18 protein-coding genes are annotated in these 18,433 nt (G+C 45.2%); 17 read left to right on the top strand and 1 reads right to left on the bottom strand.

Going from position 1 to position 18,433, the window contains the following annotated elements:
* Positions 1-51 precede the first annotated feature (51 nt).
* Positions 52-540: a DUF1471 domain-containing protein gene (locus FD47_RS04775; protein ID WP_054733458.1), complete on the top strand. Its 489-nt coding sequence runs from the start codon at positions 52-54 to the stop codon at positions 538-540.
* 312 nt (positions 541-852) lie between these two features.
* On the opposite strand, the gene def is transcribed toward FD47_RS04775, so the two are convergent.
* Positions 853-1,419 carry a peptide deformylase gene (gene def, locus FD47_RS04770; RefSeq protein WP_040537499.1) on the bottom strand — a complete coding sequence of 189 codons (567 nt, stop codon included), beginning with the start codon at positions 1,417-1,419 and terminating at the stop codon, positions 853-855.
* Positions 1,420-1,794: 375 nt separating this feature from the next.
* Here def and pdhA point away from each other — a divergent pair, with 375 nt between their 5' ends.
* The 16 genes from pdhA (at position 1,795) to holA (ending at position 18,391) form a co-directional block, all read left to right on the top strand.
* Positions 1,795-2,916, top strand: coding sequence for a pyruvate dehydrogenase (acetyl-transferring) E1 component subunit alpha (pdhA, locus tag FD47_RS04765; protein WP_054733462.1), 1,122 nt, complete (start codon positions 1,795-1,797; stop codon positions 2,914-2,916).
* 2 nt (positions 2,917-2,918) lie between these two features.
* On the top strand, positions 2,919-3,896 hold the full coding sequence (locus FD47_RS04760; RefSeq protein ID WP_008210735.1) for an alpha-ketoacid dehydrogenase subunit beta: 978 nt from the start codon (positions 2,919-2,921) through the stop codon (positions 3,894-3,896).
* A 30-nt stretch (positions 3,897-3,926) separates the two neighbouring features.
* On the top strand, positions 3,927-5,255 hold the full coding sequence (locus FD47_RS04755) for a 2-oxo acid dehydrogenase subunit E2 (protein ID WP_008210734.1): 1,329 nt from the start codon (positions 3,927-3,929) through the stop codon (positions 5,253-5,255).
* Between the two features lie 7 nt (positions 5,256-5,262).
* Positions 5,263-6,687: a dihydrolipoyl dehydrogenase gene (gene lpdA / locus FD47_RS04750; protein WP_054733465.1), complete on the top strand. Its 1,425-nt coding sequence runs from the start codon at positions 5,263-5,265 to the stop codon at positions 6,685-6,687.
* A gap of 239 nt (positions 6,688-6,926) precedes the next feature.
* Positions 6,927-7,214: a UPF0223 family protein gene (locus FD47_RS04745; RefSeq protein ID WP_054733468.1), complete on the top strand. Its 288-nt coding sequence runs from the start codon at positions 6,927-6,929 to the stop codon at positions 7,212-7,214.
* A gap of 1 nt (position 7,215) precedes the next feature.
* Entirely contained in the window at positions 7,216-7,998 is a 783-nt protein-coding gene (locus FD47_RS04740; RefSeq protein ID WP_040537498.1) for an inositol monophosphatase family protein, read from the top strand.
* 113 nt (positions 7,999-8,111) lie between these two features.
* Positions 8,112-9,959 (top strand): translational GTPase TypA, encoded by a 1,848-nt coding sequence (typA, locus tag FD47_RS04735; RefSeq protein ID WP_054733471.1) that lies wholly within the window; start codon positions 8,112-8,114, stop codon positions 9,957-9,959.
* Between the two features lie 205 nt (positions 9,960-10,164).
* On the top strand, positions 10,165-11,346 hold the full coding sequence (locus FD47_RS04730) for an FtsW/RodA/SpoVE family cell cycle protein (protein WP_008210727.1): 1,182 nt from the start codon (positions 10,165-10,167) through the stop codon (positions 11,344-11,346).
* Positions 11,339-11,650, top strand: coding sequence for a DUF2129 domain-containing protein (locus FD47_RS04725; protein WP_008210726.1), 312 nt, complete (start codon positions 11,339-11,341; stop codon positions 11,648-11,650). The genes FD47_RS04730 and FD47_RS04725 overlap by 8 nt, the downstream gene beginning before the upstream one ends.
* An 11-nt stretch (positions 11,651-11,661) precedes the next feature.
* Positions 11,662-12,225: a 16S rRNA (guanine(966)-N(2))-methyltransferase RsmD gene (rsmD, locus tag FD47_RS04720; protein ID WP_056980120.1), complete on the top strand. Its 564-nt coding sequence runs from the start codon at positions 11,662-11,664 to the stop codon at positions 12,223-12,225.
* Entirely contained in the window at positions 12,226-12,699 is a 474-nt protein-coding gene (gene coaD / locus FD47_RS04715; protein WP_008210724.1) for a pantetheine-phosphate adenylyltransferase, read from the top strand.
* Positions 12,700-12,716: 17 nt separating this feature from the next.
* Positions 12,717-13,754 carry a SepM family pheromone-processing serine protease gene (locus FD47_RS04710; RefSeq protein WP_056980118.1) on the top strand — a complete coding sequence of 346 codons (1,038 nt, stop codon included), beginning with the start codon at positions 12,717-12,719 and terminating at the stop codon, positions 13,752-13,754.
* Between the two features lie 71 nt (positions 13,755-13,825).
* The gene (locus FD47_RS04705) at positions 13,826-14,578 is read left to right on the top strand and encodes a helix-hairpin-helix domain-containing protein (RefSeq protein ID WP_056980116.1); all 753 of its coding nucleotides are present in this window, start codon (positions 13,826-13,828) and stop codon (positions 14,576-14,578) included.
* 50 nt (positions 14,579-14,628) lie between these two features.
* Entirely contained in the window at positions 14,629-15,105 is a 477-nt protein-coding gene (locus FD47_RS04700; RefSeq protein WP_008211155.1) for a ComE operon protein 2, read from the top strand.
* 44 nt (positions 15,106-15,149) lie between these two features.
* Positions 15,150-17,366 carry a DNA internalization-related competence protein ComEC/Rec2 gene (locus tag FD47_RS04695; protein WP_056980114.1) on the top strand — a complete coding sequence of 739 codons (2,217 nt, stop codon included), beginning with the start codon at positions 15,150-15,152 and terminating at the stop codon, positions 17,364-17,366.
* The gene (gene holA, locus FD47_RS04690; RefSeq protein WP_054733474.1) at positions 17,363-18,391 is read left to right on the top strand and encodes a DNA polymerase III subunit delta; all 1,029 of its coding nucleotides are present in this window, start codon (positions 17,363-17,365) and stop codon (positions 18,389-18,391) included. The genes FD47_RS04695 and holA overlap by 4 nt, the downstream gene beginning before the upstream one ends.
* Positions 18,392-18,433: the final 42 nt, after the last annotated feature.

Here is an 18,433-nt window from a genome sequence, read left to right as displayed (position 1 = left end):
CCTTGGTTGTCATGGTAGAATTAAACTAATGACACGATTGGAGAAATTACTATGAACATTGTCTTAATCATTCAAATTTTAATTGGGTTGATCGCGGCATTTGCGATTTACAATCTCATGCATTATCTGTTTGTAACCCGGCCAAGCAAAAAGCGGCTTTTAGCTGCTCAACGGGTTGTGAACCGGGCCGTTATGGCGGCCCTGCAAGCGTTGGTTAAGGATGGCAAGGTTTCCCAGCTTAATGAAGAGGAACTTCATTCAGAAATGATTGCGCATATCTGGGGTCGCGGGGTCATGGCCTTTGAATATCACATTCCCGTTGACCGGGTGCGGGTTTCCATTCCGGACTTACGAGATGTTTTAAGCGCCGCATTGAGTGATTATAGTCAGAAAAATCACATTCGTGCTCAGGAGAAGGGAAAATCCGCCTTTGTCATTACCGATATGTGGCAGCTGGATGATCGTTTGCACTTTGACGTGGCGTACCTGGTTAATCTGACGACCGTCGAATACCTGGATGATTTAAAACGGCTTCATTAAACAACTGATAAAACGCGAAAGATGGTCGAGAATAATCGGTTGTCCACAATCTTTTCATTTGTTTTCAATCACTTTCATGGTGGCGGCCAACGGATCTTTTTAAGGTTTTTTTCACATTAAATGAATGATGTTCAAAATGCCGGTAATCCGTGGGTTGATGCTTCGTTAAGATTTAATTAGAAGATGAAACTTATTTTCATAAAAATGAAATTCAGTTTTCCGGTTACAATAAACAGCCTTAAATACCACTTCAAGTTGTGAGCAAGGTATCTAAGGCTGTTTTTAATTGTGGAAAATGGTCAGGAGTTAAATTTAGTAGATAAATACTTCGTCATCCTCACGCTTAAATGGGTCGGATTTATTGATGTGATCATAAAAGAGGGTCCCGTGAAGATGGTCAATTTCATGCTGGCAGACAATTGCCGGGTAGTTCTTAAGCCGCACCTTGTGCTCCTGGCCGTCAACGTCCGTATATTTGAGCGTGATGCGGGCTGCCCGAGGAACGTATCCCGGAATATCTTTATCAACTGACAAACACCCTTCACCTTCAGTCAGGGCCCCGCGCTGAACGGAATTTGAGACAATCACTGGGTTGATAATCACGTCTTTAAATTGTGGCTGGTCCTTTTTAGTTTCATCATCATTAGGAACGAGAACGGAGGCCATCATTTTCGAAACCCCAACCTGGGGAGCAGCGAGACCGACACCCGCCCGCAACTTATACTTTTCGCAAAGTTCAGGGTTCTGACTAACCTCCAAATATTCCATTAAGTCGTGAGCCAATTGCCGATCTTCGGCAGTCAGCGGGAAAGCGACCTGTTTAGCTTCTTGGCGCAGAACGGGATTGCCGTCCCGAACGATATCTTTCATCAAAAACACAGTAAAGACCTCCGAGTAATTTAATGGCTAACAACCATTTTATCTTATATTCCATAAAAATACTATGCGTTAAATTTTCAATTCGGCCGCCGGTTCGATAAACTAACAATTATTGCAAGTCAATTGTGGCCATTTTTGTCATGATATAGGACGATAGAATAAATAAAATATCATGAATAAATTCACAAGCATTACGCGCAGTAATGGTTTCAGCGAATATTTGCAATAAAAAAGTAAGCAAAAGAAAAAGTGGTCGTAAAAGCAATGTAAGGGCTTGCAAACCATCCCGAAACATGTTAATTTTTAAGTGTGGTTTAGAAGTGATCTATATTGTGCATCACAAGTCTAGCTTCAAAGGAAAGGAAAGTGTTATCTATGGCAGCAAAGAGTAAGCATGTTGTTGATTTTGAACAAATCAAATCAACTATGAGCGAACCATACAAGAAACCAGTTCAGGTTATCGATGAAACCGGTAAGATTGTCAATAAGGAATTATTCGACCGATTCAGCGATGATGAATTAGTAACTTTGATGGAAAAGATGGTTTGGGAACGTGCACTGCATGAACAAACGATGAACTTTTCACGTCAAGGACGTTTAGGTTTCTACGCTCCGACTTACGGTGAGGAAGCTTCCGAAATGGGAATTGCTCACGCAATGAAGAAACAAGACTACCTGTTCCCGGCATATCGTGACTTGCCACAATTAATCCAACACGGTGCTACCGTTAAGGAAGGCTACCTTTGGTCAAAAGGTCACTACCAAGCATACGACTACGTAAGACGTGGGGTTCGCGCATGGATTCCACAAATTATCATCGGCGCACAATATGTTCAAGCAGCTGGTGCCGCTCTTGGTATTAAGAAGAACGATGAGAAGGATACCGTTGCTTACACATTTACCGGTGATGGCGGGACATCACAGGGTGACTTCTACGAAGGAATTAACTTCGCAAGTTCATTCCAAGCACCGGCCGTATTCTTTGTTCAAAATAATGGCTGGGCAATTTCAGTTCCCCGTAAGACTCAAACTGCCGCTGAAACTTTGGCTCAAAAGGGTGTTGCTTCAGGTGTTCCCGGCGTGCAAGTTGATGGAATGGACATCTTAGCAACGTATCTTGTTGCTAAAGAAGCGCGTGAATTCGCTGCTGCGGGCAATGGGCCAGCATTAGTTGAAACGCTGACATATCGTTTTGGTGCCCACAGTTCAGCTGGTGATGATCCAAGTCGTTACCGGACTAAGGAAGAAGAAAAACCTTGGTTTGACCGTGACCCACTCATTCGTTTACGTAAAGTTCTGACTGAAAAGAAACTTTGGGATCAGGATAAAGAAGACAAATTAGTGGCTCAATATAAAGATGAATTTAAGGAAGCAATGAAAGATGCAGAAGCTGCTCCTAAACAAAAGGTAAGTGACTTCTTGACACACACATTTGAAGTACCCACCCCGGATGTTGCGGACGAAATCAAGAAATTTCAAGCAAAGGAGTCGAAGTAATCATGGCTAAAATGACGTATATTAAAGCAATTACCGATGGACTTGATCAAGTATTGCAAGATGATCCAAAAACCTTGATTTTTGGTGAAGACGTTGGTAAAAACGGTGGTGTTTTCCGGACCACCCAAGGGCTTCAAGACAAATACGGAGAAGACCGTGTATTCGATACTCCATTAGCTGAATCAGGAATTCTTGGTATGTCCATTGGGTTGGCCTTAACTGGCTGGCGGCCAATTCCAGAAATTCAATTCATGGGATTCACAATGGAAGCGGTTGATTCAATTGGCGGTCAAATGTCACGGAACCGTTTCCGGATGTCAGGTGATGTTTCGATGCCAATCACAATCAGAACCCCATTTGGTGGCGGTACTCATACTGCCGAACTTCACGGTGATTCACTGGAAAACTTATTCGTTGGCATTCCAGGATTGCGGGTTGTAACGCCTGCTAACCCAGTTGATGCCAAGGGAATGGTGATCTCAGCCGTTGAAAACAACGATCCGGTATTGTTTATGGAAAACCTGAAACTCTATCGTTCAATGAAGGATGATGTTCCGGATGGCCACTATACCGTTCCGCTAGACAAAGCCAATGTTGTGCACGAAGGATCTGACATTACTGTCGTTGCTTACAGTGCCGAAGTTAACGAAGCACTCAAAGTTGCCGACAAATTAGAAAAAGAGAATATCTCTGTCGAAGTCATTGATTTACGGTCATTATCACCAATTGACAATGAAACAATCTTTAAATCAATTGATAAGACTCATAAAGTAGTTATTGCTCAGGAAGCACAAAAGATGGCCGGGGTTGGCGCTCAAGTTGCCTCTGCAATTGCTGAAAACGACATCATGTCGCTTGATGCACCAATCGGCCGCGTTGCCGCTCCTGATAGCATCTTCCCATTCGCGATGGCTGAAAATGATTGGCTTCCAAATGCCGATGATATCGAAGAAAAAGTTCGCGAAATCTTAAACTACTAAAATTCTGATCAAGAAAGGAAGTTAGATCCCATGGCATATGAGTTTAAACTACCAGAAATGGGTGAAGGCATCACTGAAGGTGAAATCGCGACATGGCTTGTTAAAGTCGGCGATAAAGTCAAGGAGGACGATCCGTTAGTTGAAATTCAAAACGATAAGTCTGTCCAAGAAATGCCATCTCCAGTAGCCGGAACAATTAAGAGTATCGAAAAGCAGGAAGGCGAGACCGCCGAAAAGGGTGATACCTTGGTTATCATCGATGACGGTTCAGCCGATACCGGTGGTGAATCAGCACCAGCTGCCCCTGCGAAGGAAGAAGCTGCACCACAACCGGCTAAAGAAGAGGCTCCGGCACCAGCACCCGCTGCTGCCCCAGCTGCAGCCGTAACGGCACCGCCTGCTGCATCGAATCCAAATGCCATTGTGAAAGCAATGCCTTCCGTTCGTCAGTATGCTCGTGATAAGGGTGTTGACATCACTGCGGTTCCTGCTACCGGTAATCACGGCCAGGTAACCAAGGCTGATATTGACGGCTTTAACGGCGCTGCTGCCCCAGCTGCTCCAGCCGCATCTGCTGCTCCAGCCGCTTCCGCTGCAACGACCGAAAAGGCAACCGGCCAAGCAATCAAACCTTACAAGTCTGATCAGCCTGATCTGGAAACCCGTGAACCAATGTCACCAATGCGGAAGATTATTGCTAAATCAATGCGGACATCCAAGGACATTGCGCCTCACGTTACATCATTTGATGACGTTGAAGTCAGTGCTTTGATGGCTAACCGGAAGAAATACAAGCAAGCCGCAGCTGACCAGGACATTCATTTAACATTCCTGCCTTACATTGTGAAGGCTTTGGTTGCAGTCATGAAGAAGTTCCCTGAATTTAACGCTTCGATTGACGACACAACCCAAGAAATCGTTTACAAACACTATTATAATGTAGGAATTGCAACGAACACTGATCATGGGCTGTACGTACCAAACATTAAGAATGCCGATGCGAAGGGTATGTTCGAAATTGCCAAGGAAATCACTGACAATACCCAAGCGGCTTACGACAACAAGCTTGGCCCGGATACAATGAGAGGTGGTTCCATCACTATCAGTAACGTTGGGTCAATCGGTGGTGGCTGGTTCACACCAGTTATCAACCAGCCTGAAGTTGCCATTCTTGGTGTTGGTAAGATTGCAAAGGAACCATACGTTGATCCTGAAGATGGCGAAATCAAAGTCGGCAATATGCTGAAATTGTCATTGAGCTACGATCACAGATTAATTGATGGCGCCTTGGCACAAAATGCACTGAATTATATGAATCAACTGCTTCACGATCCAGCAATGTTGTTGATGGAAGGATGATCGAATAATGGCTGATGTTGAAAAGAAAGAAACGGTAATTATTGGTGCCGGCCCTGGTGGGTACGTGGCCGCAATCAGGGCGTCCGAATTAGGACAAAAGGTAACCCTGATTGAAAAATCAGATAAATTAGGTGGCGTTTGTTTAAACGTTGGTTGTGTGCCTTCGAAGGCGTTAATTGCTGCCGGACATCGGTTCCAGGAAGCAAACGATGCTTCAACCTATGGTATTACAACCCAACCAGCAACCATTGATTTTGCAAAGACTCAGGACTGGAAGCAAAAGAAGGTTGTTGATCGGATGACCAGTGGTGTCAAAATGCTCTTAAACAAGCATAAAGTTGAGATTATTCAGGGCGAAGCTGTTCTGGATTCAGACACTCAACTTCGGGTAATGCCCGTTGGCCCACAACAATTTATGAGTGCTGACACTGGGCGGACAATTCAGTTTGAAAACTTGATTATTGCCAGTGGCTCGCACCCAATTGAAATTCCTGGATTTAAGTTCGACGGTCGGGTCATTGACTCAACTGGCGGCCTGAACCTACCAGAGATTCCTAAAGAGTTTGTCGTTATCGGCGGCGGTTACGTTGGAACAGAATTGGCTGGCGCATATGCTAACTTAGGTTCCCACGTAACGATTATTGAAGGATTGCCTTCAATTCTTGCAGGATTCTCCAAGGATATGGTATCAGTTGTTCTCAAATCTCTTAAGAAGAAGGGCGTTGACATCATCACCAGCGCAACTGCCAAATCCTCTTCGCAGGATGATAAGAGTGTCAGCGTTACCTATGAAGTTGACGGCAAGGAATCAACCATCAAGGCTGATTACTGCATGGTTACCGTTGGTCGCCGACCAAATACCGACGACATTGGCTTGGAATACACCAAAGTCAAACTCGACGATCATGGCATTGTTGAAACTGACGAGCAGGGACGAACGGCTTCTGAACACATCTTTGCCATTGGTGATATTGCTTCCGGCCCAGCATTGGCTCACAAAGCCTTCTTCCAAGGCAAGGTTGCTGCTGGTGCAATTGCTGGCAAGAATACCGCTAATGATTATATTGGGGTTCCTGGCGTTTGCTTCTCCGATCCAGAACTAGCCGTTGTTGGTCTGACTCAGGCCCAGGCTAAGGATAAGGGAATCGAAGTTGCTACCGCTAAGTTCCCATTTGCCGGCAACGCACGGGCTGTTTCACTTGACGATCCGGAAGGGTTTGTTCGTCTGATTTATACCAAGGACGATCAGACTTTACTTGGTGGCGAAGTTGTCGGCCCAGGTGCCAGTGATTTGATTGCTGAACTGAGTTTGGTAGTTAATAGCCGAATGAACATTGAAGATATCGCGTTGACGATTCATCCACATCCAACTTTGAGTGAACCAATTCAAGAAGCTGCCGATGTTGGCCTTGGATTCCCAACCCATATCTAATGGTTTCGTGAAGAACGCGTCTTATTTTCACGCTTTAACATTTCTAAAGAAGTGGTTTGCTGGTTTGGCAAACCGCTTTTTTGTGTTTCGATAGATTGTGATCGTCTGAAACGCTTTCAGAAGATATTTTGGTCCATTTAGATTTTTATATTTCACAAACTTTTGAAATCATCTATAATTGAAATTAACATCAACAAATTTAGCGACTGATTTTCAGGTAACGTGATCGGAGCGATTCTATGAATGAAGACTATCAATACCCATTAATGGGCGGGTTGAGTGACGATGAGGTCGTCGACTTGATGACTTTTTACCAGCGCGTTGAGGATGCTTATGAAAGGCCAGCTGGGGTTAATCGCGCGGCATTTATTGAAGCGTACCGCGCTTTTACCCGGGTAATTCCTTCGCAAATGGAGCAAAAACAGTTAGAACGGGCTTTTGAAGATCGATCAGGATACGATCCGTACGCGGTCATTAAATTGGCTCGTGGCAAGACCGATAAAATGTTAAAGATTGATGAGGCGTGATATGGAAGTAAGTGAACTGGAACAAATTGATAAGGTCGTAAAGGGCTGGCTGCGGGAATCCCGTGACAATGTTCTGCGTAAAATTGATACCCGGTTGACGGTCAATACCAAGACGTCCCGGCGGGATTTAGTAACGAACATTGATAAGGAAAATGAGAAATTTTTAGTTGCCAAAATTCGTGAATTTGAGCCGGAAGCAAAAATCCTTGGTGAAGAAGGATTTGGTGATAAAATTGAATCAACCAAGGGGCGGGTTTGGATTGTTGACCCGATTGACGGGACGATGAACTTCGTCAAGCAGCGCAACCACTTTGCGATTATGATTGCCCTCTATCAGGATGGTCAGGGTGAACTCGGGTACGTTCTTGACGTGATTGGCAATCGGCTGTTGTCCGGGGGCCCACAGCTTGGTGTGTTTGACAATGGGGTCGCCCTGGCGCCGGTTGAAGACACGCCCTTGGCAAACGGACTGATTGGGCTGAGCGGCCCAATGGTGCTGAACAATGATTTTAATATGGTTGATATCGCTGAAAAATCTCTTGGAATGCGAATATATGGTAGTGCCGGCATTGATATTATTTCCGTTTTGCGCGGCGAACTGGTTGGGTACATTTCGTACCTGAAGCCTTGGGATTTTGGTGCAGGGAAGATTCTTGCAGAAACTGTCGGTCTTAAGATGACAACTATTGACGGACAGCCATTGGGTATGTTATCATCAACAGCGGTATTATTAGCAACACGAAACGCACATCGAGACATCCTTACGATCGTAAATAAGGATTAAAGTCATACTGTGACAGTGACAGTTGTCACAGTTTTTTTATGCGAATTATTGTTGTCGTTGTGCGGCACTGCAGACTATTTTCATACTGATTTAAATGAAGGGAAGCTAACAACTTGGATACAAAACTCAAAATTCGTAGCGACATTCGCAACATCGCAATTATCGCCCACGTTGACCACGGTAAGACAACCTTGGTTAACGAAATGCTCAAGCAATCTGATACACTGGGTGCCCATACTCAAATCGAGGATCGGGCCCTTGATTCAAACGCCATTGAAAGAGAACGTGGGATCACGATTCTTTCGAAGAATACGGCCGTTAAGTATGGCGACAAGCAGATCAATATTCTGGATACTCCAGGGCATGCCGACTTCGGTGGTGAAGTTGAACGAATTATGCGAATGGTTGACGGGGTATTACTCGTTGTTGATGCCTTTGAAGGTACAATGCCCCAGACCCGTTTTGTGCTTAAGAAAGCGCTGGAACAGCATTTGACGCCAATCGTTGTTATCAACAAGGTTGACCGTGAAGGTGCCCGTCCGGAAGAAGTTGTTGATGAAGTGCTTGATTTGTTTATCGAATTAGGTGCCGATGAAGAACAGCTTGACTTCCCGGTTGTTTACGCATCAGCTATGAACGGAACTTCAAGTTACAGTTCTGACATTAGCAAGCAGGAGCACACAATGAAGCCGATCTTTGATACCATCATCGATCGGATCCCTGCCCCAATTGATAATTCAGATGAACCACTTCAGTTCCAAGTTGCCATGCTTGATTATAACGATTTCGTTGGTCGAATTGGGATTGGCCGGATTTTCCGTGGCCGAATCAAAGTTGGCGACAGCGTTACCGTTATGAAGCTCGATGGTTCCAAACAAAATTTCCGGGTAACGAAATTAATGGGCTTCTTTGGTTTGAAGAAGGAAGACATTAACGAAGCCAAGGCTGGTGATTTAATTGCCGTTTCCGGGATGGAAGAAATCAACGTTGGTGAAACGGTGGTTGATCCTAAGACGCCGGAACCACTCCCGATTTTGCGGATTGATGCACCAACTCTGCAAATGACTTTTGCCACCAACTCATCACCATTTGCTGGCCAAGACGGCAAGTTCGTCACGGCTCGCCAGTTGGAAGATCGTTTGAAGCGGGAACTTCATACTGATGTGTCCTTACGAGTTGAAGATACTGACCAGCCAGGGGCTTGGACCGTATCTGGCCGTGGTGAATTGCATTTGTCCATCTTAATCGAAACCCTTCGTCGGGAAGGCTATGAATTACAAGCTTCCCGTCCAGAAGTTATTTATCGTGAAATTGACGGCAAGATGTGCGAACCATTCGAATCCGTTCAGATCGATACGCCGGATGAGTATACCGGTTCAATTATCGATACCTTGTCACAACGAAAAGCCGAAATGCAGAACATGGAAACCACTGATAATGGCCAGACAAGATTAACCTTCTTGGCACCATCACGGGGCTTAATTGGTTATTCAACTGAGTTCTTGTCATTAACCCGTGGTTACGGGATTATGAACCATACTTTCGAAAAGTACCTGCCAGTTATCAAGGGCTGGAATCCTGGTCGTAAGAAGGGAACTCTGGTTTCAATGAACGCCGGCAAGGCAACTACCTATGCCATGATGGGAATCGAAAGCCGTGGGACATTATTAATTGATCCAGGGACTGAAGTTTACGAAGGCATGATCGTTGGTGAAAACAATCGTGAAAATGACATTACGGTTAATATCACCAAGGGTAAGAACCTGACAAACGTCCGGGCTGCCGGATCAGATGATATGGCGCGGATTAAGACGCCAACCCATCTGTCACTTGAAGAGTCGCTGGAATTCTTAAACGAAGATGAACTTTGTGAAGTAACCCCTCACTTTGTTCGTTTGCGGAAGAAAATTTTGAATTCGAACGCTCGTGAGAAGGAAGCCAAGAGAAGAAAGCATTCATAATCTTCGCTTTAACAAATTGCAAATAAAGGCTTGGATTGAGTAGGAAACTGCTTATCCAAGCCTTTTTGTGACCCGTGAAGGCCACGCGAACGCTTTCTTAAAATATGGATATAATTTAACAGCAGACCTACTCAATAGTGGTTATATGCTATAATGAAACCCAGTGATTTAACGACATCTTTAACGGAAAAGTGGAGTGGATTCAATGGCTAAGACGCGTTTGCGACACCTTGATTTGTTTATTTTTTTGCCATACCTATTTTTATGTATTCTTGGCGTGATTATGGTCTATTCAGCCAGTGCTAATATTGGTCTGCAAAATGGCGGCAGCCCAAAAAGCTATTTAATCAAGCAGATTATCTTCGTGCTGATTAGCCTCGTACTGGTTTTTGGAACCACCGCGTTTAACATTAAAAAGTTACGAAATCAAACGTTTTTAAGATGGATCGGATACGTGTTCATTGGCGTTTTGATCAGTCTTTTAGCCATTGGTCAGACCGTTAACGGGGCGGCAGGTTGGATTCACATTGGTGGCATTAACATTCAACCGGCGGAATTTGCGAAATTTTATCTCGTGCTCTTGGTTGCCGACGCCATTGACCGGAATCAGGATACAATGATTTCTTCGCCAAAGGGGTGGTGGCAACCGCTTAAAAAGCCATTGTTGATCTGCTTGGCGATGTTGTTGCTAATTCTATTTCAACCGGATGTCGGCGGTGCGGCCATTAACTTTATGATTGTGTTTGTGATGTTGATGGCTAGTGGGATTTCCTGGAAGCGCGGGGTTACTTACCTACTCGGATTTGTGGTGTTTGCGTATGCGGTGATGATGTTTGTTTTGGTGCCAATGTCTAATAGCGGGCATTTTCATTACTACCAACTAGCTCGAATTACCGCATTTGTGAATCCGTTTAAGCACGCTCAGGGGGTCGGTCAGCAGTTGGTGAATTCGTTTTATGCAATTAGCAACGGCGGTCTCTTTGGCTCCGGGCTTGGAAATAGTATTCAAAAAACGGGGTACTTACCAGAACCCAATACTGATTTCATCATGGCAATTATGACCGAAGAACTCGGGGCCTTGGTGACGGTTGTGGTAATGGCCATTCTGGCTCTGATTATTTTCCGAACCGTTTTAATTGGGATTCGATCGAACAGTCCATATCAAAGTTTGATTTGCTATGGCATTGCCACCTATTTGACCATTCAAGCTTTATTCAATATGGGCGGGGTTGTTGGATTGTTGCCGATTACCGGTGTAACTTTTCCGTTTATCAGCTACGGCGGTTCAAGTATGATGACGCTGTCGCTTTGCTTGGGGTTGGTCCTCAATATTAGCGGCCGTCAGCGACTCGAACGGCAGGGTTATCAGGTGGCTGCCAATGAATGATGAAGGAGATCTTAATTTGGCATTTAAAGTGCAATCTTCAATCGGCCTGATTGTGTATTTACATTCGTTCAGATATGTCCGCAATTTGCGCAATTTCGGCCGGTTATATTACGTTTCTAAGCATATGCGGTATGCCATTATTTACGTTGACATGGATGATGAGGAAACGACAATTAAAAAGTTAGACGCCTTAAATTACGTTAAGCAAGTGGTGCCGTCCCGACTAAACGAATTGGTAGATGAAGTTCGCGGTAAGGATCCTACTGCGCTGGACGAGGCGTTTGACGAAGACTTTAGTGATTAGCGAGGGTGAGTATGAGAATTGTATCTGGTAAGTTTGGTGGGATTCGCCTAACGCCTGTGAAAAGCGACAAAACCAGACCGACGACTGATAAGGTGAAGGAGTCGCTTTTTAGTATGGTTGGGCCGTACTTTGAAGATGGCTGGTTTCTGGACTTGTTTGCTGGTTCGGGGGCCGTTGGAATTGAGGCGGTTTCCCGCGGAATGGCGCATGCCGTACTTGTGGACCGCCAGTTTCAAGCGATTAAAGCAATCAAGGAAAATATCGAAAAGATTCACGCTGAGGATCAATTTGACGTGATTAAGGGATCTGCAGAACGCGTATTGGCTGAATTAGCCGAGAAAGGTGATCAGTTCAACGTCGTTTATCTGGATCCGCCATATCGGCTGCAAAAAATCGTGGCAACCCTTGATAAGTTAGTCTCCTTCAAATTGTTAGTTGATCAGGCGCTGGTTATTTGCGAAACGGACAATCATACTGAATTGCCGGCCAACCCACCTCATTTTCGCGTTGTTAACCGGAAAAATTATGGGTTAACAAACTTAACAATTTATCGTTATCAAATGGAGGACGAGTAAATGGTAAAAGCACTGTATGCTGGCAGTTTTGACCCGGTGACGTTTGGCCATGTGGATATTATTCAGCGGGCGGCCGAGATTTTTGATCAAGTCGTGGTTGCGGTCAGTATCAATACCCATAAAAAAGCGGCCTTTACGCCTGAACAGCGGGCGACCTTTATTCAACAGGCATTGGGGCCCAAATCTGCCGTTCAGGTGATTGTTTCTGAAGAACTGACGGTTAATTTGGCGCACCGACTGGGAGCCAGCGTTCTGATTCGCGGAATTCGCGGCAGCGCAGATTTGGATTCTGAAATGGCGATCGCTGGATTAAACAGTGGCCTCGCCCCGAAAATTCAGACCGTTTTTTTACCGACGGCGGGTCAATTTCGGGATTTATCTTCCAGTATGATTAAGGAAATTGCCAAGTTTCATGGGGATGTGACCAAGTTTGTCCCCGAAACCGTTGCCAAGGCATTGGCTGCCAAATATTAAATAAGAGAGTGAATGCCATGAAGAATAAAGCCATCAAGAAATACGTCCTGTGGGGCGTCTTCGTGGTTGTCATGTTGGTCGGCTTTTTGTGGCCGTTGCCAAACTACATCGAAGGTCCTGGAGACGCGTCGAATTTGAGTAAGATTGTCAAGATTCAGAACCATCCTGACAAACGTAAGGGAATGTTTATGCTGACGTCGGTTAGCATTGCTCAGGCCAGGCCATTTACATATCTCTATGCGAAGCTCAATCCACATTACTCGGTGGAATCTGATGATAGCGTGACGGCCGGCCAAAATATGACTGAGTACGATAAGGTTCAGCATTTTTATATGGAAAGTTCGATCAATGAAGCAATCTACACCGCCTATAAGCACGCAAACCAGCCTGTTAAACGAACCTATAATGGGATTTACATCTTAAACATTGAACGGCAATCCAAGTTCTATCATGCGTTACGGGTTGGAGATGTGGTGGTGAAGGTTGATGGTCATCACTTTAAAAGTTCGACGGGGTTTGTTAATTATGTGAAGCACCAGCGGGTCGGCCAAAAACTGACGGTTACTTACCGGCGTAATGGTCATAGCCACCAAGTCACAAAGCGGCTGATTCAAATTGCTGGGCATCGTCCGGGGATTGGGATTACGTTAACTGACGATGTGAAGGTTAAACCCAAGGTGCCAATCAAGGTGGATCCCGGCCAAGTTGGGGGACCTTCCGGGGGGTTAATGTTTTCACTGCAGATTTACAGCCAGCTGACAAATCGGAACCTCCGGCATGGTCAAAAAGTTGCTGGTACCGGGACGATTGACGCCGACGGGAATGTTGGTGAAATTGGTGGCATCGACAAGAAAGTGATTGCCGCAAAACGAAATGGGGCCAAGGTGTTTTTAGCACCCTATTTGAAACCAACCAAATTAATCCTCAAGTATGAACCAGGTCATCAAACAAATTACCAGCTTGCCAAACAGACCGCGAAGAAATATGCCCCGAATATGAAAGTGATTCCGGTGGCAACGTTTGATCAAGCAGTTAGCGCGCTATCAAAAGAATAGTCATGAATTTTTGAAAGGATTAGAGAGACTAATCCTTTTTTTCGTATATCTATCTGGAAGGGAGGAACAGCATGGATAGGATTCGTGAGTTTATTGAGGAACATCTCAACCAGATTTTGATTTATGGCGCGGTTTCAATTGTGGTTTTAGTGGGATTGGTGGTTGCACTTTCGTTTGGCCATTTTTCTAGTGGGGCGGATCAGGCGACACAGATCGCTGAATCCAGCTCCTCTGCCCAAGTTGAATCAACTGATTCGCAAGAGGCGGTTAGTGAGTCGACGGCCCAACCAACTGCTGCTCAAAGCAGTGCCAGCCCGCAGCAAATGTACGTTGACGTTAAGGGGGCCGTTAAGAACCCGGGCGTTTATCAGATAAATGGCAATATGCGGGTCGTTGACGCCATTGAGCTGGCTGGCGGACTGACACGGTCTGCGGATAAGAAGCAGATTAATCTCGCCCAAAAGCTGACTGATCAGCAGGTGATTTATATTCCCCTTCGCGGTGAAATTAAGGGAAATCGGGCGATTGCGGCGGCACCAAATCAGAGTCCTCAAGCGCCGACAACGGCTGATTCTGGTACTGAAAGTGGCGCAGCGACGGATGCGGCCGCTGGTCAATCAGCTGGTCAAGGGGCTCAAATTAATTTGAATACCGCTGATAAAAGCAAACTTCAGGAATTAAACGGGATTGGGGATAAGAAGGCTGACCAAATTATTGCTTATCGTCAGGCACATGGTCAGTTTAAAAGCATTGAGGAATTAAAGGACGTGCCCGGATTTGGTGATAAAACCTTTGATAACCTAAAATCATCAATTTGTGTGTAGCTCTCACTGCCATTTTGAGATATGATTTATTTCATGGAAGGTGAAATGAAATGGATAATCGAATTAAATGGGATCAATACTTTATGATGCAGGCGGTTTTGCTGGCATCAAGAAGCACCTGCGAACGACTGTCAGTCGGGGCGGTGATTGTGCGCGATAAACGGATCATTGCGGGCGGCTATAACGGCTCGGTTGCTGGCGATGATCACTGTATCGATGTCGGTTGTTATTTAGTCGACGGTCATTGCGTGCGCACCATTCACGCTGAGATGAATGCGATTCTTCAGTGTGCCAAGTTTGGTGAGTCAACCGACAACGCTGAAATTTATGTGACCGATTTTCCGTGTCTTCAATGTACTAAAATGCTGCTGCAGGCCGGAATTCGTAAGATTAACTATCTGCGCAACTACCATAACGATGAATACGCCCAAAAATTAATTAAATTAAAAAATGTGGCATTAAATAAAATTAAACTGACACAATCTGATATGGATCGAATTCCATTCAAGTCCTATTTATCTGACTAATTATTGGAAATTGGTTAATTTTCCCGGCTGGTTTACTGGCATTTATGAGTGTCTTATTGTTTGGCCACCCACTTCTAGGAATTGGCCTTCTAACGGTGTTCACAATCCGATTGGTGATGCTTAAAGACCCTCAAATTTTGGTTATGACGATGATTATCGGTGTCGTATTTGGGATTGTTGTTGCTGCTAATGCTCACAATGGGGATACGCCATATGAGCGAAAAGACTGTCATGAAACCGTTAAGGCCTACCCTGATATGATCAGCGCAAATGGCGGCAACTGTCACTTTATTGCAAAATCAGGCCTGAGTGGCCGCAAGGTTATTTATTTTGCCCGCTTTAAAAGTTTGGCCCAAAAGAAACTGATAATGGGGTCTAACCGCCCGCTTGCAATGACCCTTAGTGGTGAAATGAAGGCGATGATGCCGGCTACCAACGTCAATCAATTTGATATGCGGGCTTACTATCATCATCAAAAAATCTATGAGGCCTTTTCAGGCAAAGAAATTATTGCTTCGCGGCCATATTCCCAACTGACGCTGACTGACCGGATTCACGAAATCCGGTCCCGGTTTAACCATTATTGCCAAGCATTGCCAAAGACGTTGCGGACGTATGCGCTGGGGCTAATTAGTGGAACTCGGCAAAGCGACTTCTTCGATCAAATGAGTGGGGTCAAACAACTGGGTCTGCTGCACATCTTCAGTATTTCTGGAATGCATGTTTACTATTTTCTATCAATTTTAGATCGGGCCCTAACGATGCTTGGGTTTTCTGGGCGATTGAAGGGAACCGTCAAACTGGTTTGTTTAGGCGGCTACTTTATTTTTTCTGGCGGCTCACCGGGCTTGTTACGAGCAGTTTTGATGGCCGGTCTCGCTATCAGCAGCCGAATGGTTGGGATACCACTATCGCAACTGGCCACGCTGAGTTTGACGCTCATCATGAACCTCTTCATGTTACCGGAGGCGCTCTTTTTGATGGGGGTTCAACTCAGCTATGGGTTGGCTTTGGGGCTCATTGCGACCAGTAGGATGACGTATTTTCGGCAGACGGTCTTATTAAACCTTCTGTCATTGCCAATTTTACTGTTTCACTTGTATCAATGGCATTTATTGAGCCTGGCTGTCAATTTGCTGGTACTCCCGTTATTTGGGCGTCTAATTTTTCCACTCGTCATCGGCGGGCTACTCGTCGGGGTTGTCAGCCACCCGTTAGTCCTGCTGATAGATGCCTGTCTGCATGAATTTAATCACCTATTGAATGTTGTGGGGGCGTTGCCAGGAATGGTGACGTTCGGCAAACCGGCACTGGTGGTTGTTTGGGCGCTGCTGTTTCTGACATTTATCATGATCGTTCATCATGGCGGTCGGCGAATGCGTCTGGTTCCCTGGGTTGTATTGGTAACGTATGGGTTGACGTTTATTTGGATTCATTTTCCACTTAATGGTGAGGTGACGATGTTTGATATTGGCCAGGGAGATAGTTTTTTGATTCGAACGCCCCTTAATCGCTCGGTTACCTTAATTGATACCGGTGGCAAGGTTGTGTTTGATCAACAGCCTTGGCAGCGCGGCATCAAAACCTACCAAGCAAGCCGCTTGTCAATCAACTATCTCAAAAGCATCGGTATCTCGAAGATTGATACCATCTGTGTTAGTCATCAGGATGCCGATCACTGTGGTGATTTGCCGGCATTCTTAACCGAAATGCAGGTGGGGCGGCTGGTGATTCCTTTGGGGATGGATAAGAACCCCAGCTTTATGAAACGGATTGAAATGCGGGCAAAGACAACTTCTGTCATTTCCGTCAGTGATCGAAATGTGGTTTCCGGCTTGCCCCTAACCATTTATCATCCCTATGAGCCCGGTAAGGGGGAGAACCACGATTCAGAAGTTCTGGGAGGCCGCTTTGGTGGCCTTAGTTGGTTGTTTACGGGCGACCTTGACCGGCAAGGGGAAATGGATACGCTTGGCCGGCATCCGGGCCTTAAAACCGACGTGATTAAGGTTGGGCACCATGGCAGCCGAACGGCTTCAGATCCGCAATTTATTTCTCAGATTCATCCAAAGATTGCCTTAATTTCAGCTGGACGCAACAATCGTTATAATCATCCGAATCAGGAAACCCTGGTAACCTTGAAGAAGGCCCATGTGGCTGTTTGGAATACCCAAGATTCTGGTATGGTAAGATATATGTATCGTCAAAATAGTGGGCATTTTGAGCCCGTTCTTGATCGAAATGAAGGGAAAATGCAATGAACTTTTCACAACTACTAAAACAAGTCAGAAATAAGCAGGTGGACTCTGTTTATCTAATTCTTGGTGATCAGGAATACCTCTCTGACCAAATTAAACAGGCCTTTATCGGTCTTATTCCCGACGCTGAACGGTCAATGAATATCGGCAACTATGACATGGAGGAAACCCCGATTTCCGCGGCCGTTGAAGACGCTATTTCAGTGCCGTTTTTCGGTGAACGCCGGTTAGTGCTGGTTAATCGGCCATATTTTTTGACTGGTTTACGGGTAAAGTCCAAAGTTGAGCACCACGTCGATGATTTTTTGGATTACTTGCAGCATCCGGAACAGTCAACGATTATGGTCATTTTTGCGCCCTATGAAAAATTGGACGCGCGAAAGAAAGTCACTAAAATGCTCAAAAAGGTTGCCACAACCGTTGAGATTGGCAAACTCCGTGAGAGCGAAATCAAATCGACTGTTAAGCGGGCGATTACGGATAAGGGATATCAAATTGATCCCGAAGCCTTGGAGCGGATGATGCAGTTGACTGGCGGCAAACTAACGCCAATGATGAATGATTTACCAAAACTTTTACTCTATAACGAAGCCACTAAGACGATTACGCTGGAATCAGTGAATGGGCTTGTGAGTCCTTCCATTGAGCAGAGTGTCTTTGATCTGGTTAATAGTGTTCTCAAAAGAAATGCCAAGGAATCAATGGACATCTACCAGAACCTCATCTTAGAGAGTAATGAGCCAATCGGGATTAATGCCGTCCTCATTCAACAGTTTCGCTTATTGCTCCAGGTGATGATTCTGCAAAAGCACGGTTATTCTCAAGGAAATTTAGCTTCCAGCCTGAAGGTTCATCCTTATCGCGTCAAGCTGGCTCTTCAAACGGTTCGGCATTTTAATTATCAACAATTACGGGATGCATATATTGGGTTGGTCGATACCGAACGCGAAATGAAGTCCACTAACCGGTCACCAGAATTACTTTTTGAACTGTTCTTATTAAAATTTATGCGGCCGGATGTTGCTTAAAAAATAAAAGCCTGTTTTCCATTTGCTGATGACTCAGTGAAT

The sequence above is a fragment of the Lentilactobacillus parafarraginis DSM 18390 = JCM 14109 genome, from assembly GCF_001435895.1.
GTDB classification, from domain to species: domain Bacteria; phylum Bacillota; class Bacilli; order Lactobacillales; family Lactobacillaceae; genus Lentilactobacillus; species Lentilactobacillus parafarraginis.
The sequence above is the reverse complement of the archived record's forward strand: the minus strand, read 5'-3'. Positions and strand labels throughout refer to the sequence as shown.

Bases quoted from the DNA above. Each gene is read 5' to 3' on its own strand.
- FD47_RS04775 (WP_054733458.1), top strand. From the start codon at position 52: ATGAACATTGTCTTAATCATTCAAATTTTAATTGGGTTGATCGCGGCA.
- pdhA (WP_054733462.1), top strand. From the start codon at position 1,795: ATGGCAGCAAAGAGTAAGCATGTTGTTGATTTTGAACAAATCAAATCA.
- FD47_RS04760 (WP_008210735.1), top strand. From the start codon at position 2,919: ATGGCTAAAATGACGTATATTAAAGCAATTACCGATGGACTTGATCAA.
- FD47_RS04755 (WP_008210734.1), top strand. From the start codon at position 3,927: ATGGCATATGAGTTTAAACTACCAGAAATGGGTGAAGGCATCACTGAA.
- lpdA (WP_054733465.1), top strand. From the start codon at position 5,263: ATGGCTGATGTTGAAAAGAAAGAAACGGTAATTATTGGTGCCGGCCCT.
- FD47_RS04745 (WP_054733468.1), top strand. From the start codon at position 6,927: ATGAATGAAGACTATCAATACCCATTAATGGGCGGGTTGAGTGACGAT.
- FD47_RS04740 (WP_040537498.1), top strand. From the start codon at position 7,216: ATGGAAGTAAGTGAACTGGAACAAATTGATAAGGTCGTAAAGGGCTGG.
- FD47_RS04730 (WP_008210727.1), top strand. From the start codon at position 10,165: ATGGCTAAGACGCGTTTGCGACACCTTGATTTGTTTATTTTTTTGCCA.
- FD47_RS04725 (WP_008210726.1), top strand. From the start codon at position 11,339: ATGAATGATGAAGGAGATCTTAATTTGGCATTTAAAGTGCAATCTTCA.
- rsmD (WP_056980120.1), top strand. From the start codon at position 11,662: ATGAGAATTGTATCTGGTAAGTTTGGTGGGATTCGCCTAACGCCTGTG.
- coaD (WP_008210724.1), top strand. From the start codon at position 12,226: ATGGTAAAAGCACTGTATGCTGGCAGTTTTGACCCGGTGACGTTTGGC.
- FD47_RS04710 (WP_056980118.1), top strand. From the start codon at position 12,717: ATGAAGAATAAAGCCATCAAGAAATACGTCCTGTGGGGCGTCTTCGTG.
- FD47_RS04705 (WP_056980116.1), top strand. From the start codon at position 13,826: ATGGATAGGATTCGTGAGTTTATTGAGGAACATCTCAACCAGATTTTG.
- FD47_RS04700 (WP_008211155.1), top strand. From the start codon at position 14,629: ATGGATAATCGAATTAAATGGGATCAATACTTTATGATGCAGGCGGTT.
- FD47_RS04695 (WP_056980114.1), top strand. From the start codon at position 15,150: ATGAGTGTCTTATTGTTTGGCCACCCACTTCTAGGAATTGGCCTTCTA.
- holA (WP_054733474.1), top strand. From the start codon at position 17,363: ATGAACTTTTCACAACTACTAAAACAAGTCAGAAATAAGCAGGTGGAC.